Below are 14,878 nucleotides of genomic sequence, written 5' to 3'. Positions count from 1 at the left end.
CACTATCAGGTGAACGTGATTCGGCATGAGACAGTATGCCCATACTGCAATCCCATGGAAAGAACACCATTCCGCCATAAGCTGCTTATATAGACGATAGTCCTCCTCACGGAAAAAGGTCGCCTGCCGCCTATTGCCTCGTTGTGTTATGTGATGGGGATATCCAGGGGCCACCACTCGCGCAATTCTTGCCATGTTGGTGCTATCTCATTGTAAGCGGAGCTTGTCAATAAATAACTAGTAAGGTGTCCCCATATTATCAAATCGGCAAAGCCTGTTGTTTATCTTTCTTCTCTAACGCCTTCGGCGCCTTCTTAAAGGTCGCTCCAACTTGCCGGATCGGCGGCATTTCGATGGTCTTTCCGGCCAGTAATTCGGTTACCGTGAAAAGTTGAATCTTTGGATACTTCCGTCCCCATAACGCCGACTTGTAGAATCCCGCCGTAACGGCTTCCGTTTTCATAGGGGACGTGGCTTCCTGCAGCGAGATCAAAACCCCGATGGCCGCCTTTTCCCGCTCCAGGACACCTTTCAGGTCGCGGACATGCGCGGCGCCGGTCTTTCCCGCTTTCACGGACAGGATCACACTGGCAAATGTCCCCGACTTATCTGCCTGGAAGACGATCCGGCCGTCAATTCCCTTGTCGGCGCCCCTTTTCTGCTCCACGGGCCGCGCCCCGACCAGACCAAGCGCCCACCATTGGAATTGATAGGGGTCCGTGGCTGCCAATGCCGCTGCATCCGGCTCGCTGGTCGGCTCACCGAGAACCCGGAACGGCCGCTTGGTCACCTTTTTGTATTCCATCGCCGCTTCCCCGACTTTCGCCGTTTCGCCTTTCCCAGCCGACGTGAAGCGAACAACCTGTTCGATGCCGAAGGAATCCTTCAGGCGTTGCTTGATGAGCGTAATCGCCAGATGGGTAATGTCTATCCCGATCCACAAACGGCCCAGCGCTTGCGCGGCGGCAATCGTGGTACCGCAACCGCAGAAGGGGTCAAGAACAACGCCGCCTTCGGGGCATGAACTGCGGATGATTCGATCTAAAAGCGCAACGGGCTTCTGCGTCGGGTAGCCAAGGCGTTCGGCAGCCTGCGCCCCTATCGGTCCGATATCTCCCCACCAGTCCTGAAGCGGGACGCCCGACATCTCGTCAAGATAACGCTTGTAGCAAGGTGTCCCCGTCCCGGTGTAGCAGATACGTCCGGTCTGCGCATACTCGATCATGTTTGCTTTGGAATACGCCCACGATCGCCCCTTGTATGGCGGAACGCCCTTGTACTCGTATCCATCTTGCGGATCCTTCCACTCGTCTGTCAGATCACTTTCCCATTTGCCGCCTTCACTGCGCCGTTTTACCCGCCATTCATACTTGGTATCGCCTCCCGGCTTAGCTGCCGACAAGTCACTCAAGCGATACCGGCGCCCTGTCCCCTTTTCCGTGTACTTGTAGAAATCGTCCTCATATTCTTGATCGTAGGGGGTGAATACCTGATGCCAGAACCATTTGTCATTCTTCGTGTAGAACAGGATTACATCATGGATTCGACCATGCTGGGCGCGGCCTTGTTTGGCGTCGCTGTGGGCACTGCTCCGCTTCCAGACGATTTCCGTCTTGAAGTTGGCCGGTCCGAAAACGGCGTCCATCAGCATCTTCAGATAGTGGCTTGCCGCCGGATCGCAGTGAAGATAGATGCTTCCCGTTGACTTCAGCGTACGGCGAAGTTCCATGAGGCGCGGGGCCATCATCACGAGATAGGCCAGCATGTCGCATTCCCCGAGGAAGGTCCTGAATGCTTGCAGGCAATCGGAGACCTTCCCGCCCGCCGTCACGATCTCCGCAAAGACGGATTCGCCTTCCTGCGTCCAGGTCCAGGTGTCCGAGAATGCCTGAATCTGACTCGCCGCTTTGCCCCCATCTTTTTCCGCGAACAAAACGTTGTAATTGGTATTGGAGTTGAAAGGTGGGTCCAGGTAAACGAGATCAACCGTGTCATCCTTCACATAACGACGGAGAATATCCAGATTATCCCCGTAGTAGAGCAGGTTCTGTGCGCTTTCCGTCATGACGTCATTTCCTCCTTAATATGTACCGCGCCATTATTCTTGAAATGGCCGTCCTCGAAGCTCTTTCCTTTCGGCATTTCATGGCAATAGCAGTCTTTCAAATTTTATCCCCGGGATCTTTTCGAAATCCCGGATGTTGGCCGTAACGACGGTGTAATCCAGGCAAATGGCGGTGGCGGCGATGATGAGGTCGTGGGCGCCCACGGTCCACCCTTTCTTTGCTACGGCGGCCCAGATGCTGGCGTAAATCCGGCCGGTCATCAGATCGAAGGGGAAAACCGGAAAGGATTCTATCACTTTTTCCACAAAGGCCTGCCGCCTGAGTTTTCTCTCTTCCGTATCAGCCCGTTCGACACCGTGCAGAAGTTCGGCCGCCGTGATGACGCTGATGCCGAAAGGCTCTTCTTCCCGTCCGGCGATGAGAGTGTCGAGAGATTCATGACCACGTTCGATGCCGATGATCGCCGATGTGTCGAAGATTATGCCCATGGATTTCCTTCCCCGACGGGCGGCTGCGCCATGATGGACTGCGCAATATCTCGCGAGAAGGCCTCTCCATCGTCTTCGAGACGGGGAAGGTTGCGCATAATATCTTTGAGGTCGGACAGTTTCCGTTCTTTCACGGAACCTGCCGCCGGTCCGATGGTCGCCGCCGGCTTTCCCCCCCTCATGATCGTGTATCGCTCGCCCTGGTAACGGATGTTGTTGAGCAGTTCCGAGAAGTTCCGGACCGCGTCGGTGACGGTGATATTCTGGATCATCGCTTCCTCCTGTAAAAATATGATTATCTGATTTAATGACAATTGTGGATAAAAGCAAGTCCTATTCTACGATAAACTTCCCAAACTTGACACATGGACTTCGGCGGGGTAAGGTGCCATAAAAAAGCTCAGAAGGTCGAGACATGCCTACCAATCCTCAGGGATTATACCCGATGACCGGGATAATTTTGGCCGGTGGTAAAAACCGTCGCATCGGGACTAACAAGGCCTTTCTGGTCGTTAATGGGAGCCGGATTATTGATCGCACAGTCGGCATCTTTAAGGATATTTTTGAGGAAGTGATCATCGTTGCCAATGACCCGCTCGCCTATCTTGATCAGAACGTAACCATCGTGACGGATATTGTGTCTGACAAAGGCGCTCTGGGTGGGCTTTACACGGGGCTATTCTTTGCATCCCATAACCGGGCCTTTGTTTGTGCCTGTGACATGCCTTTTATCGCTAAAAAGTTTATTGAGTATATGATCAGTCGAGGCGATTGTTACGATATTGTGGCGCCCGATGCCGGAGATGGCTGGCAGCCGCTGCACGCCGTTTATGACAAAAAGTGTCTCCCGGCAATTAAAAACCTGCTCGACCAGGATAAACTGAAAATTGCGGGTTTTTACAAGAGTGGCAGAACACTTACTATCCGCGACGACATAACAGACACCTTCGATCCGGAAAAGAAAATGTTTCTCAATGTGAATACCTATGACGACCTGCAAACTATAACAAAAGAGTCGTAAGCATGCCGAGAGTTGATGATTTCCTGAACGTACTGGCTTTGGCGAGGGAGATTCTGCCTGCCCGTGATCCGGAAGCTCTCTGCCGTAATGCCGGAGCAGAATTTTCCCCCCTTAATCCGGTTGGGAAGATTACCCTGCCCTTCTTCATAAAACCGGTCAATATTACCTATCCCGAGGGTCACGTGGAATACGAGGATAGTGAAGCGAAGCTGTCCCTGCAGGAACAGGGGCTTATCCTGCACTATCTGCTGGGCGCCCAGGATATCCCGCCGACCAATCAACCGATTACCTTTCGCGAAATACCTTCCGGGGAATTTTACTACCAGCCCTTCCTGAAAAGGGCGCAGGTTCCAATGGTGCAAACATTTGGTTCCGACCATGAGCTGTTCCGCAAGGCAGGTCAGAAATTGGGGGGGATAGACGCCAAAATGGGCGATGTCTCCATGACTTTTCGGCCATTTCCGAGAATTCCCATTACCTTGATCCTCTGGAAGGAAGACGAAGAATTCCCTCCGGATGGTAATATTTTATTTGATGCCGGCGTCAAGCATTTTCTGGGTGTTGAGGATATTGCTTTCCTCGCCGGCACGGTGGTTTACAAATTGATGGCCCTTGCTAAATGAAGCATAATATCTTTTAGTCTGCCTGTTACCGACACTGTAATTTATGGTTCTACCGATGGAATAAAAGTCTTTTTCCAGCTTGCTGATTATTTCAAGTGCTGAACCGACATCCCTCCTGCCGGGATAAATATCATAACGGGTTTTGTAAATTTCTGGTGTAAAATCCGGCATGACAACATTGGCTCCGGCCTGAAGCGCCTGAAGCCGCCCTCGGGGATGGAGAGTAGCAAGCGCGGTAGTCACGGGGATATTGGTGTCGCGGGTGATGAGACGGGCGGCAGCTATGACCCGCAATTCAAGATCAAGATCATCATTGTCTATTCCCGCGAGGGGCGTGTCGGGATGCGCAATAAATGGACCTATCCCCAGCATATCCGCATCAAGATATTTCATCAGCAGCAGATCATCGGCCAATATTTCTGTTGTTTGACCAGGTAACCCCACCATGTTTCCCGTACCGGTTTCGAAACCGAGTTCCTTCAACCAGCGCAGGCATTGAAGGCGATCATCCCAATTGGATCCTGGACGTAGATATTTGTAAAGTTCGACAGAAGCCGTTTCATGCTTGAGTAAATAGCGATTAGCCCCTGCTTGCTGAAATGCTTTATAATCATTTAAAGTACGCTCGCCAATGGATAAGGTGATGATTAAATTTGTTTCTTTTCGAATTCGTTCGATCAGAAGGCAGATAGTATCGGGCTTGTAAAAGGAATCCTCACCGGATTGCAGCACCACTGTAGGAACGCCAGATTGTTTGATTTCTTTTGCTGTAGCTATAATTTCATCTTCCGTCATCCGGTAGCGACTAAGTTTGGAATTGCCCTTGCGTAGGCCGCAATACAGGCAGTTACGTTCGCAGTGGTTGGAAAATTCCATAATGCCACGCAAAAAAATCTCATCACCCATTTGCTCTTTTCTGACCTTATCGGCAGCATCAAAAAGTACAGGCGAATACTCAGCCGGTACGGAAAGCAGCCGTATAACTTCTTTGCGGCTTAAATCATTGCCATTTTGAGCTTTGCCGATCAGATTTTCTACGGATTCAGATATAGACATCTCTTTTACCATCTTCAATTTTCTGGAGTTTATTCATGACAGATTTTTTTCGTTGCGGTTTGAATTTTTCGGCAAGCGTCTGCTGGATCAGCTTTTCACCGGCGATGCGGGTTGCTGGGCTGGCGTAATCGAGTAGATATTCCTTAAAAGAAAAAACGGCATTGGTCTGGCAGAATTTCTGAATCAGGCCCGGTTTGGCGAGATCCATAAAGTCTTTGCCGGTGCGCCCCAAGCGGTAACAGGCGGTGCAGAAGCTGGGTATGTGTCCTTTTTCCGTGATATCTAAAATGACTTCATCTAATGTCCGGGTGTCGCCGAGATTGAACTGAGCGGCACGGAAGGCATCGCTTGTATCTTCCTGATAGCCGCCGGGATTGGTACGTGATCCGGCGCTGATCTGGGAGACACCCAGTGCAAAAACTTCAGCGCGCGTAGCCGCTGTTTCTCTGGTGGTGAGAATCATCCCCGTGTAGGGAACGGCCAGTCGGATAATAGCCACAAGCTTCTTGAAATCATGATCGCTGACCGGATGCGGCGGTTTGATGGACGCCGGTGCGTTGAAAGCCGGTTCCAGGCGCGGAATGGAAATGGTATGAGGTCCGACGCCACAGTCCCTCTCCAGTTGCAGGGCGTGAAACAAAAGGCCCAATACTTCAAATTTATAATCATACAGACCGAAGAGCGCGCCCATGCCCACATCATTAATGCCGCCTTCCTGCGCACGATGCATAGCGGTGAGCCGATATGTATAATCTTTTTTGGGGCCGGCCGGATGCATCTTTTTATAGGTTTCATGATGATACGTTTCCTGAAATAAAAGATAGGTGCCGATACCGGTTTTTTTCAAGCGCTTAAATCCATCAACTTCGAGAGGAGCAAGCTCAACGTTAATGCGTCGAATCTCTCCTCCATGTTCAGTTTTGACGGAATATGCGGTTTCAATTGCTTCCATAAAATAATCAAGACTGGAGCGGGTAGGATGTTCGCCGCAGAGCATCAGCAGGCGTTTATGGCCTTCGCGTTCCAGAACCTGTACTTCTTTGGCGATTGTCGCTCCGGAAACCGCAATACAGGCAGTTATTGGAACAGAGATTGGCAACATAAAGGGGAGCGAACAAAACAAGGCGGTTGCCATAAATGGCCTCTTTTATTTCGTGTGCCGCCTGTAAGATAAGCCCGATGAGTTCGTCATCTTCCGTCTGCAGCAAAACGGCAACTTCTTCGGGTGAGAGACCTTTGAGTTCCAGAGCCTTGACTATAATTTCCCGAACTCTTTCGCCAGATGGACTTTTTGATTTTTCTAGCAGATTTTCAATTTTTGCATCATCAATAAAATCTTTAATCATTTATCTTTCCTTTTTTATTCTTTCCTGCTTCTTTTTCGAAGGCATCCAGTGCTGCAGGAAAGGGCGCCAGACTGCGCCGGATTACCCCTTGCAGAAACGAAATCGCCACACCATAATTGGTGATCGGAACGTCGGCATCTTGTGCTTTGCGCAAGCGGGTGAGCATTTCCCGGCGATTTATCATGCAACCACCGCAATGCAGGATCAGCTTATACTTTTTCAAATCATCGGGATAATCCCGTCCGGCAGATGTATCTATCTGCAAATCACCGCCGACGTACTGCCGAAGCCAGCGGGGGATTTTCACCCGGCCAATGTCGTCTTCCAGTGCATGATGGGAACAGGCCTCGGCAATCAAAATCCTGTCGCCCGGCTGCAAGGTGTCAATGGCCGTCGCTCCCCGCGCCATGATACTCAAATCGGACTTTTGCCGCGCAAATAGAATGGAAAAGGTGGTCACTGGAATATCTTTCGGAACGTCGGCTGTTACTTTAAGAATGGCCTGAGAATCCGTCACGACGATGGCAGGCGGAGTTTTCAGGTTGGCCAGTGCTGCGGCCAATTCTCTTTCCTTAACGACGAGCGTCATAGCGTCGTTATCAAGAGCATCACGGATGGTCTGCACCTGCGGAAGAATCAACCGGCCTTTGGGCGCTTGCAGGTCTATGGGTACTACTAAAACAGCCAGACCGCCCGGTGGCAGCAAATCACCAATGAGCGATAGCGTCCCGATAAAATCTGCAGGGGCAACTTCCAGCAGTTGGTGCTTTAAAGCCTCCAGATAATTCTGACGGTTTGTTTCATCATTGCAGGAAACGGTTAAAATCCAACCTGATTTTGATTGCAGAAATTTCAGATGATCCGGGGAAGGCTTACGCAAATCGATTTTGTTGATGACCATCAATAGAGGAATCTGGTGGTTTTGTGCTTCGGTTAGAACTGCTTCTTCGAAATCTGTCCAGATATCAGCCTCGGTGACCAAAATGATGACGTCGGTACGGTCAAATACTTTGGCTGTTTTTTTCAAACGTACGCCGGAGAGTTCCGAAATATCATCTAGACCAGCCGTATCCAGAAAAAGCACCGGGCCCAGTGGTAAAAGCTCCATGGCTTTTTCCACAACATCTGTCGTGGTTCCGGCGATAGGCGAGGTGATGGCGATGTCCTGACCGAGTATTAAATTCAGCAGGCTGGACTTGCCGACATTGGTTCGACCCAGAAGCGCTATATGCAGCCGGTTTCCTTTAGGGGTGCTATCCATTATTCTTTATCCTTATAGCCCAGAGCCGTTAACTGATAGGGAGAGAATATCTTGTCGGTCAATTCTTTGCCCAGTTTTTCTTCTAAAAACCACCGCATGTTTCCTTCGCTTCCGGATGAAAATTCTGTAATGAACTCTGTTGCCTTTTCGTACCCGATAACCGGCAGCAAAGCCGTGATGATCATGGGACTGGCATTGAAATATTCATCACATTTATCTTTGTCGGCATTAATTCCACGCACATGTGCGGTGAGCAGTCCATTGATATTGATCAGAATATCCAGCGATTCCAGCAGGGCGTGGGACAGCAGAGGCAGAAATTCATTGATCTGCAAGGTGCCACGAGCTGCCGTTTCGGTAACAATTGCATCATTAGCAATAACTTTCATGCCAACTTGTATGGCCGATTCAACCAGGACCGGATTCACTTTACCGGGCATGATGGAAGAACCGGCCTGCAATTGCGGCAGACGGATTTCACCCAGAAAATTCATCAGTCGCAGATCGTTACATATTTTTATGAGATTAACGGCATGAGCTTTCAGTATTCCTGAAACTTCGACAAAAGAATCGGCGTTAGCGGTTTCTCCCAGGATGTTTTCGCCCCTGGAGAGTCCCAGCCCCGTTACATCACGTAATTTTTCGATGACCAGAAAAATATAATCGCGCGGTGCGGCAAGCCCTGTTCCCACGGCCGTTCCGCCTAAATTTACAACACGCAGGCGTTCTTCGCACTTAAAAGTTCGCCAGCGGTCGCGGGAAAATGCTTCAGCAAAAGCGGAAAATTCCGCGCCGAGAGTTATGGGAACGGCTTCCTGCAATTCTGTACGCCCCAGTTTAACGATTGCGGCAAATTCTTTTTCCTTTTCCTGATAAGCTCCCTGCAGACCGGAAATGGCTTTGGATAAATCGCGCAGTCTATAAATAGCGGCAACTTTTAGAGCTGTGGGATAAACATCGTTGGTGGATTGATGCAGATTGACGTCTTCCAGTGGATTTATAAGAGAATAATTACCTTTCTGTCCGCCGAGAAGCTCAATGGCGCGATTGGCAATGACTTCATTGATATTCATGTTGGTAGAGGTTCCGGCACCGCCCTGCAGCGCATCAACGGGAAATTGGTCAGAGAGCTTGTCGGCAGCAATTTCATCGCAGGCGGCAATAATGGCTTTTCCTTTTTCCGCCGAGAGATGGCCGGTTTCCAGATTGGCCAAACAACATGCTTTCTTTGTCAGCGCAAGACTTCTGATCAGAACGTCATTTACTTTCATGCCGCTGATTTGAAAATTATTAATGGCTCGCTGGGTATGTATTCCCCAATAAGCATCTTCAGGTATTTCTAATGATCCCAGAAAATCATGTTCGATTCTCATAAATAACCTGTACTTTTGGCTGAAAAAACAAAGAGGTTTGTCCGGCAGGACAGACCTCTTTGTTATGGTAGCTAATCTTGGGTAAACAATTTAATTATCTTTTCTATGAGGCAATTCGTCGCCTCTTTTTACATACTTGGTGTGCAGAAGCTTGTGCGACTTGTGTCCTAAAGGTTCCTTCAGAAAATTTTCATATAGCTTTTTGACCGACTCATTTTCGTGAGACTGACGTTTTTTCTGGACATTGCCATCATCGTTATAAAGAGCCGCTGAACGTAACACTCTGATTTCATTATTGGTAGGGATCGGTTCCCCCCCACCGGATATACAACCGCCGGGGCAGCACATGATTTCAATGAAGGCATAATCGGCTTTTCCCGCGCGGATTTTGTCCATGATTTTACGGGCGTTACCCAGACCATGCGCCACAGCGATTTTGACATCGCCCAAAGGTCCCACCTTAACGGTTGCCTCTTTAACACCTTCCAGGCCACGTACAGGTGTTATATCCAAGCTGGGTAGGTTTTCTCCCGTAACAACGGCATAGACAGTTCGCAGGGCGGCTTCCATAACGCCGCCGGTCGCCCCGAAAATTGTTCCGGCGCCGGTATATTCACCCATCGGGGCATCGTAATCTTCGTCCGGCAAATTGACAAAATCAACGCCGCCTTCTTTGATCATCCGGCCAAGTTCACGAGTGGTAAGAACATAATCAACATCGCGGAAACCACTGCTCGCCATTTCCGGCCGCTGGGCCTCAAACTTCTTGGCTGTGCAGGGCATAATGGATACGGAAACTATGTCTTTCGGATCAATTCCGGAAATTTCGGCATAATATGTTTTAGCCAATGCGCCGAACATCTGCTGCGGTGATTTACAGGTGGACAGATGATCAAGAAGATCGGGGTAAAAATGCTCGCAAAACTTGATCCAGCCAGGACTGCAGGATGTGATCATCGGGAGTTTTCCGCCTTCTTTGACACGTTTAAGCAATTCATTGCCCTCTTCGATGATGGTGAGATCGGCCGTAAAATTGGTGTCAAATACTTTATCAAATCCCAGCCTGCGTAGAGCGGTAATCATTTTTCCGGTAACCAGACTTCCCGGAGGCATACCGAATTCCTCACCCAGAGCAGCTCTAATTGCCGGCGCTTCCTGGACGATCACGTGTTTAGTTGGATCTTGCAGCGCTTTCCAGACTAAATCAACATCATCCTTTTCGTAAAGAGCGCCGACCGGGCAAACAAGAATGCACTGACCGCAGGCGATACAATTGGATTCAACAAGCGGAAGGTTGAAGGCCGGAACAACTTTAACATGATTGCCGCGATGTGCTGGGGTCAAAACACTGACCGTCTGAATCTGCTCGCAAACCGCCACGCAACGGTGGCATTCAATGCACTTGCGGCTGTCGCGAACAATCGAGGGGCTGGAATGGTCAATCATTCCTTCCTTCGGGAATTGAGTGTAATCAAAACGGACTTCTTTAAGGCCGACAAACTCAGCGACTTTCTGCAATTCGCAGCTTCCGTTTCTCACGCAAAAGTTGCACTCCTGCGGATGATTGGCCAGTAACAGTTCCACAACCATTTTCCGAGCCATACGCACTTTTTCCGTATTGGTATAGACAACCATACCTTCAGCTACTGGGAAAACGCAGGCCGCAATCAAGCTGCGCTGACCTTCTACCTCTGTCATGCAAACCCGACAGGCTCCCGGGGTGTGATTAATTTCCGTCCAAGCGCAAAGAGTGGGTATTTTGATTCCAACGCTGCGGGCGGCTTCCAGAATGGTTGCGCCCGCATTTACTTCTATCTGACGATTATCAATAGTCAATTTAACGGTTGACATAAATTATTTCTCCTTAAAGGCTCTGTAATAATATTCTAAATAGCCGCATCGCAGCGCAGGCAGCGGCATGCTTCTTTAATGGCATCTTCGCGACTAAAGCCAAGCTCCACTTCCGCAAAACTCACTTTGCGGGCGCCGTGACTCATTTCCGGCATAGCCGTTTGAGGAGCTTCGATACTTTCTTCGTCTATGATTAAAGGTACATCAATTTTTTCCAGAGCCGGTTTTTCGTAAGCAGGTTCACCATTAGCTTTACGGATTGCCGTGTCTATGTCATCGGCCGCCTGATGCCCTTCGCCGATTGCCGCTATAACCGTATCGGGGCCGGTTACCGCATCGCCTCCCGCAAAATACCGGGGGTTAGTTGTGCGGGATTTATAATCATTACCGACGGTGTAAAAATCCCACTTATTTATTTCCACGCCGGTTTTCTTATTGACGAAACTCATATCTGGCACCTGGCCGATAGCCGCGACAATTGCATCAACATTTAGCGTGAATTCAGAACCGGCAACAGCGACAGGCTTCTTACGGCCGCTATTGTCAAAGTCACCCAGCGTCATTCGCTGGCAGGCAATCGAACTGACTTTTCCATTTTTACCTTCAATCTTCAGTGGCGCGACGAGGTATTCGATCTTGATCCCTTCTTCTTCAGCGGCCTTAATTTCCTCTTCGGCCGCGGGCATATCCTGCCTTAAACGGCGGTAGAGAATGGTTACATCTGATCCGATACGAAGAGCAACACGGGCGGCATCAATTGCGGAGTTCCCACCGCCGATGACGGCAACTTTTTTACCAAGACTTTTTTCGCCTTTCAGCCATTTATCTTCATTAGCATTAAAGTCACGCAGGAATTCAACGCCGCCGAAAACGTTGCCCATATCTTCACCCGGCACCCCCATTTTCTGGCTCTTATGAGCGCCGGTGGCAAGGTAGATAAAGTCAAAATCTTTTTCCACCTGTTTGAATGATATTTCGCGGCCGATGCGTGTGTTCAGGCGAATATCTACGCCCAACTGGCGAATATCGTCAATTTCAGAATCCAGAATGTTTCGCGGCAGACGGTAAGAGGGGATTCCCCAATAAAGCATTCCGCCGGCTTTGGGTAATTCTTCAAAAACAGTTACTTTATAACCGCGCAATGCCAGGTCACGCGCAGCAGTTAGACCCGATGGACCTCCGCCGACAACCGCAATCTTTTCTTTACGGGTGACAGGCACGGCTTCAATTTTGGGACGTGGCGCGTTGTCCGTAATAAAGCGCTTCAGGAATTTGATAGCTATGGCTTCGTCCATATTGCCGCGGCGGCATTTGCTTTGGCATTTATGATCACAGACTCTGCCGCAAACCGAGGGGAAAGGGTTGGTCTGCAAAACTATCTTGTAAGCATCTTCAAATCTTTCCGCTCTGACCAAAGCAATATAGGAAGGAATATCCATCTCAATCGGGCAGGTATGCTGACAGGGTGATTTAAACATCACCGAACAAACAGCAGCACGGCAGCGATGTTCGCGGATGTGCTCCTCGTACTCTTTGCGGAAATAACGAATGGTGCTCAGTACCGGATTAGGAGCTGTTTGCCCCAGTCCGCACAGCGCGGCGTTTTTAATAACTCCGGCCATTTCTTCCAGAAGCTCAATATCTCCTTCTTTACCTTTTCCCTGCGTAATTCTGGTTAAAATATCCAGCATACGCTTGGTGCCTTCACGGCAGGGAGTACATTTACCGCAGGATTCATCCTGGCAGAAATCCATGAAGAACCTGGCCATATCAACTGCGCACTTGTCTTCATTCATGACGATCAATCCGCCGGAACCCATGATGGCGCCAAGTTCGGCAACCTTTTCGTAGTCAACGGAAGCGTTTAAATGCTGAATAGGAATACAACCGCCGGATGGTCCGCCTAATTGCGCGGCTTTAAACTTCTTGCCCTTGGGAATGCCTCCACCGATATCGTAAACGATGGTGCCTAATTTTGTTCCCATGGGAACCTCGACCAATCCCACGTTGGCCACATCTCCGGTTAAAGCAAAAACCTTTGTGCCCTTGCTTTTTTCCGTGCCGATGGAAGCATACCAGGCTGCCCCACGCAACATGATCTGTCCGACGTTAGCCAGAGTTTCCACGTTATTCAGGATACTTGGTTTTTGCCACAGGCCGGCCACGGCGGGGAAAGGCGGCCTTGGGCGAGGCATGCCTCTTTTTCCTTCAATAGAAGTCATCAGGGCTGTTTCTTCGCCGCAGACAAACGCGCCTGCGCCCTGATAAACTTCCAGATCAAAATTAAAACCGGTGCCCAAAATATCTTTTCCCAGCAAGCCTGCTTCTTTAGCCTGGCCAATTGCGACATTCAAACGATGAATCGCTAACGGGTACTCGGCGCGGCAGTAAATGTAACCCTGAGCGGAGTTGATGGCTTTAGCCGCAATAACCATTCCTTCCAGAACGGCGTGAGGGTCAGCCTCCAGAACACTTCGATCCATGAAGGCGCCGGGGTCGCCTTCATCAGCGTTACATAAAACATATTTAATATCGCTTTGGGACTGAGCGGCGAACTTCCATTTCAACCCGGTGGGGAATCCTGCGCCACCACGACCACGTAAGCCGGAATCAAGCATCTCCTTAACAATCTCATCCGGCGTCATTTCCGTAAGCGCTTTAGCCATGCCGGCATAACCGTCACGAGCGATATATTCCTCAATTCTTTCGGGGTCAATAAGCCCGCGGTTTCTTAAAACTCTCAATTCCTGAAGAGCAAAAAAAGGAATTTCCTGCATGGTAGGAATTATTTTATCAGTGCCTGGTTCGCGATATAAGAGCCTCTCTATGATTCTTCCCTTGATCAGGTGCTCTTCAACCAGCTCGGGAATGTCGGCCGGTTTTAGACTAACGTAAATTACACCTTCAGGGTAAACAACCATAATCGGGCCTAAGGCACAAAAGCCGTTGCATCCCGTTTCTACGACTTTTATTTCTTCAGTTAATTTTCTATTATCAATTTCTTCTAATAAGGCTTTTTTGACGGCGAGACTGCCGGAAGATTGACAACCCGTACCTCCGCAAATTAATAAGTGTGAACGAAAAACCTTCATTTAGCCAACATCCTCCTTCAGAAATGATCCCGCGCTATAATATACCGCGGGATGGGCGATAAATTTATTTGTTTACTTCAGAGCCTTTCGCCAGAACAAAGGGCGTCTGAATTTCTCCCTCTAAAATATGCCTTTTAAAAACCTGCCTCATTTTATTGGGATTCATGTATTCATATTTAATCGGTGCTTGATTTAAAACTTCAACGGTGACCAGGGGTTCGCGGCTGCAAAGTCCCATACATCCGGATGTGGTAACAATAACATCATTTGTGCCTGCGGTTTCAATCTCCTGCAGCAGGACATCCATAACTTCCTTGGCGCCGGAGGCAATACCGCAGGTTCCCATATGAACAGTGACTTTGACGCGACGGTCGCCGTCACGCAGAGACATTTCTTTGTGCACCTTTTCCTTAATTTTTTTTAAATCCGCAATAGTTAATTTCGCCATCGGCGTTTCCTCCATTTTTTATGTGCTGAAAATCATATTAATTGTACTGACTCAATACTTCTTTAATCTTGGCCGTTTTGACTCGGCCATGAACATGATCATCCACTACAATGACAGGTCCGAGACCGCAGGCTCCCAGGCAACGGACCGTTTCCAGTGTAAACATCCGGTCAGGCGTAGTTTCGCCATCCTTGATACCAAATTGTTTTTGCAGCTCTTGCGCAATAGACTTGCCGCCGCGGACATAACAGGC

At 49.4% G+C, this 14,878-nt stretch carries 13 protein-coding genes and 1 pseudogene; 2 read left to right on the top strand and 12 right to left on the bottom strand.

Annotation, left to right across the window (positions count from 1 at the left end; genetic code table 11):
- From NT140_10800 to NT140_10785, 4 genes are all read right to left on the bottom strand, one after another.
- On the bottom strand, positions 1–195 hold a 195-nt coding region (locus NT140_10800; protein MCX5832351.1), incomplete at its 3' end, for a transposase.
- Between the two features lie 64 nt (positions 196–259).
- Positions 260–2,065, bottom strand: coding sequence for a DNA methyltransferase (locus NT140_10795; protein MCX5832350.1), 1,806 nt, complete (start codon positions 2,063–2,065; stop codon positions 260–262).
- A 78-nt stretch (positions 2,066–2,143) separates the two neighbouring features.
- Positions 2,144–2,554 (bottom strand): type II toxin-antitoxin system VapC family toxin, encoded by a 411-nt coding sequence (locus NT140_10790; protein MCX5832349.1) that lies wholly within the window; start codon positions 2,552–2,554, stop codon positions 2,144–2,146.
- On the bottom strand, positions 2,545–2,826 hold the full coding sequence (locus tag NT140_10785) for a hypothetical protein (GenBank protein MCX5832348.1): 282 nt from the start codon (positions 2,824–2,826) through the stop codon (positions 2,545–2,547). Before NT140_10785 ends, NT140_10790 begins: the two co-directional genes overlap by 10 nt.
- Positions 2,827–2,999: 173 nt before the next feature.
- On the opposite strand from NT140_10785, the gene NT140_10780 reads away from it, so the two are divergent.
- Complete coding sequence (locus NT140_10780; GenBank protein ID MCX5832347.1) at positions 3,000–3,575, top strand: molybdenum cofactor guanylyltransferase; 576 nt, start codon at positions 3,000–3,002, stop codon at positions 3,573–3,575.
- Between the two features lie 2 nt (positions 3,576–3,577).
- The gene (locus NT140_10775) at positions 3,578–4,198 is read left to right on the top strand and encodes a DUF3786 domain-containing protein (GenBank protein ID MCX5832346.1); all 621 of its coding nucleotides are present in this window, start codon (positions 3,578–3,580) and stop codon (positions 4,196–4,198) included.
- On the opposite strand, the gene hydE is transcribed toward NT140_10775, so the two are convergent.
- From hydE to NT140_10735, 8 genes and pseudogenes are all read right to left on the bottom strand, one after another.
- Positions 4,103–5,266, bottom strand: a complete 1,164-nt coding sequence (gene hydE, locus NT140_10770; protein MCX5832345.1) for a [FeFe] hydrogenase H-cluster radical SAM maturase HydE — start codon at positions 5,264–5,266, stop codon at positions 4,103–4,105. The genes NT140_10775 and hydE overlap by 96 nt on opposite strands.
- Positions 5,241–6,600 (bottom strand): annotated as a pseudogene (gene hydG, locus NT140_10765) ([FeFe] hydrogenase H-cluster radical SAM maturase HydG). The gene hydE and the pseudogene hydG overlap by 26 nt, the downstream one beginning before the upstream one ends.
- Positions 6,593–7,861, bottom strand: coding sequence for a [FeFe] hydrogenase H-cluster maturation GTPase HydF (gene hydF / locus NT140_10760; protein ID MCX5832344.1), 1,269 nt, complete (start codon positions 7,859–7,861; stop codon positions 6,593–6,595). Before hydF ends, hydG begins: the two are co-directional and overlap by 8 nt.
- Positions 7,861–9,234 carry an aspartate ammonia-lyase gene (locus NT140_10755; protein MCX5832343.1) on the bottom strand — a complete coding sequence of 458 codons (1,374 nt, stop codon included), beginning with the start codon at positions 9,232–9,234 and terminating at the stop codon, positions 7,861–7,863. Before NT140_10755 ends, hydF begins: the two co-directional genes overlap by 1 nt.
- A gap of 90 nt (positions 9,235–9,324) precedes the next feature.
- Positions 9,325–11,085, bottom strand: coding sequence for an NADH-dependent [FeFe] hydrogenase, group A6 (locus tag NT140_10750; protein ID MCX5832342.1), 1,761 nt, complete (start codon positions 11,083–11,085; stop codon positions 9,325–9,327).
- A 35-nt stretch (positions 11,086–11,120) separates the two neighbouring features.
- Positions 11,121–14,177, bottom strand: a complete 3,057-nt coding sequence (gene nuoF, locus NT140_10745) for an NADH-quinone oxidoreductase subunit NuoF (protein ID MCX5832341.1) — start codon at positions 14,175–14,177, stop codon at positions 11,121–11,123.
- A 64-nt stretch (positions 14,178–14,241) separates the two neighbouring features.
- Complete coding sequence (locus tag NT140_10740; GenBank protein ID MCX5832340.1) at positions 14,242–14,625, bottom strand: (2Fe-2S) ferredoxin domain-containing protein; 384 nt, start codon at positions 14,623–14,625, stop codon at positions 14,242–14,244.
- A 37-nt stretch (positions 14,626–14,662) separates the two neighbouring features.
- A partial coding sequence (locus tag NT140_10735) for an NAD(P)H-dependent oxidoreductase subunit E (GenBank protein ID MCX5832339.1) occupies positions 14,663–14,878 on the bottom strand: 216 nt, incomplete at its 5' end.

The organism is Deltaproteobacteria bacterium (genome assembly GCA_026388415.1).
GTDB lineage: Bacteria > Desulfobacterota > Syntrophia > Syntrophales > JACQWR01 > JAPLJV01.
This window is presented reverse-complemented; position numbering and strand designations above follow the sequence as displayed.

Coding starts and splice junctions, on each gene's coding strand:
- NT140_10750 (MCX5832342.1), bottom strand. CDS start 11,085: ATGTCAACCGTTAAATTGACTATTGATAATCGTCAGATAGAAGTAAAT.
- NT140_10780 (MCX5832347.1), top strand. CDS start 3,000: ATGACCGGGATAATTTTGGCCGGTGGTAAAAACCGTCGCATCGGGACT.
- nuoF (MCX5832341.1), bottom strand. CDS start 14,177: ATGAAGGTTTTTCGTTCACACTTATTAATTTGCGGAGGTACGGGTTGT.
- NT140_10795 (MCX5832350.1), bottom strand. CDS start 2,065: ATGACGGAAAGCGCACAGAACCTGCTCTACTACGGGGATAATCTGGAT.
- hydE (MCX5832345.1), bottom strand. CDS start 5,266: ATGGTAAAAGAGATGTCTATATCTGAATCCGTAGAAAATCTGATCGGC.
- NT140_10775 (MCX5832346.1), top strand. CDS start 3,578: ATGCCGAGAGTTGATGATTTCCTGAACGTACTGGCTTTGGCGAGGGAG.
- NT140_10785 (MCX5832348.1), bottom strand. CDS start 2,826: ATGATCCAGAATATCACCGTCACCGACGCGGTCCGGAACTTCTCGGAA.
- NT140_10790 (MCX5832349.1), bottom strand. CDS start 2,554: ATGGGCATAATCTTCGACACATCGGCGATCATCGGCATCGAACGTGGT.
- NT140_10755 (MCX5832343.1), bottom strand. CDS start 9,234: ATGAGAATCGAACATGATTTTCTGGGATCATTAGAAATACCTGAAGAT.
- hydF (MCX5832344.1), bottom strand. CDS start 7,861: ATGGATAGCACCCCTAAAGGAAACCGGCTGCATATAGCGCTTCTGGGT.
- NT140_10740 (MCX5832340.1), bottom strand. CDS start 14,625: ATGGCGAAATTAACTATTGCGGATTTAAAAAAAATTAAGGAAAAGGTG.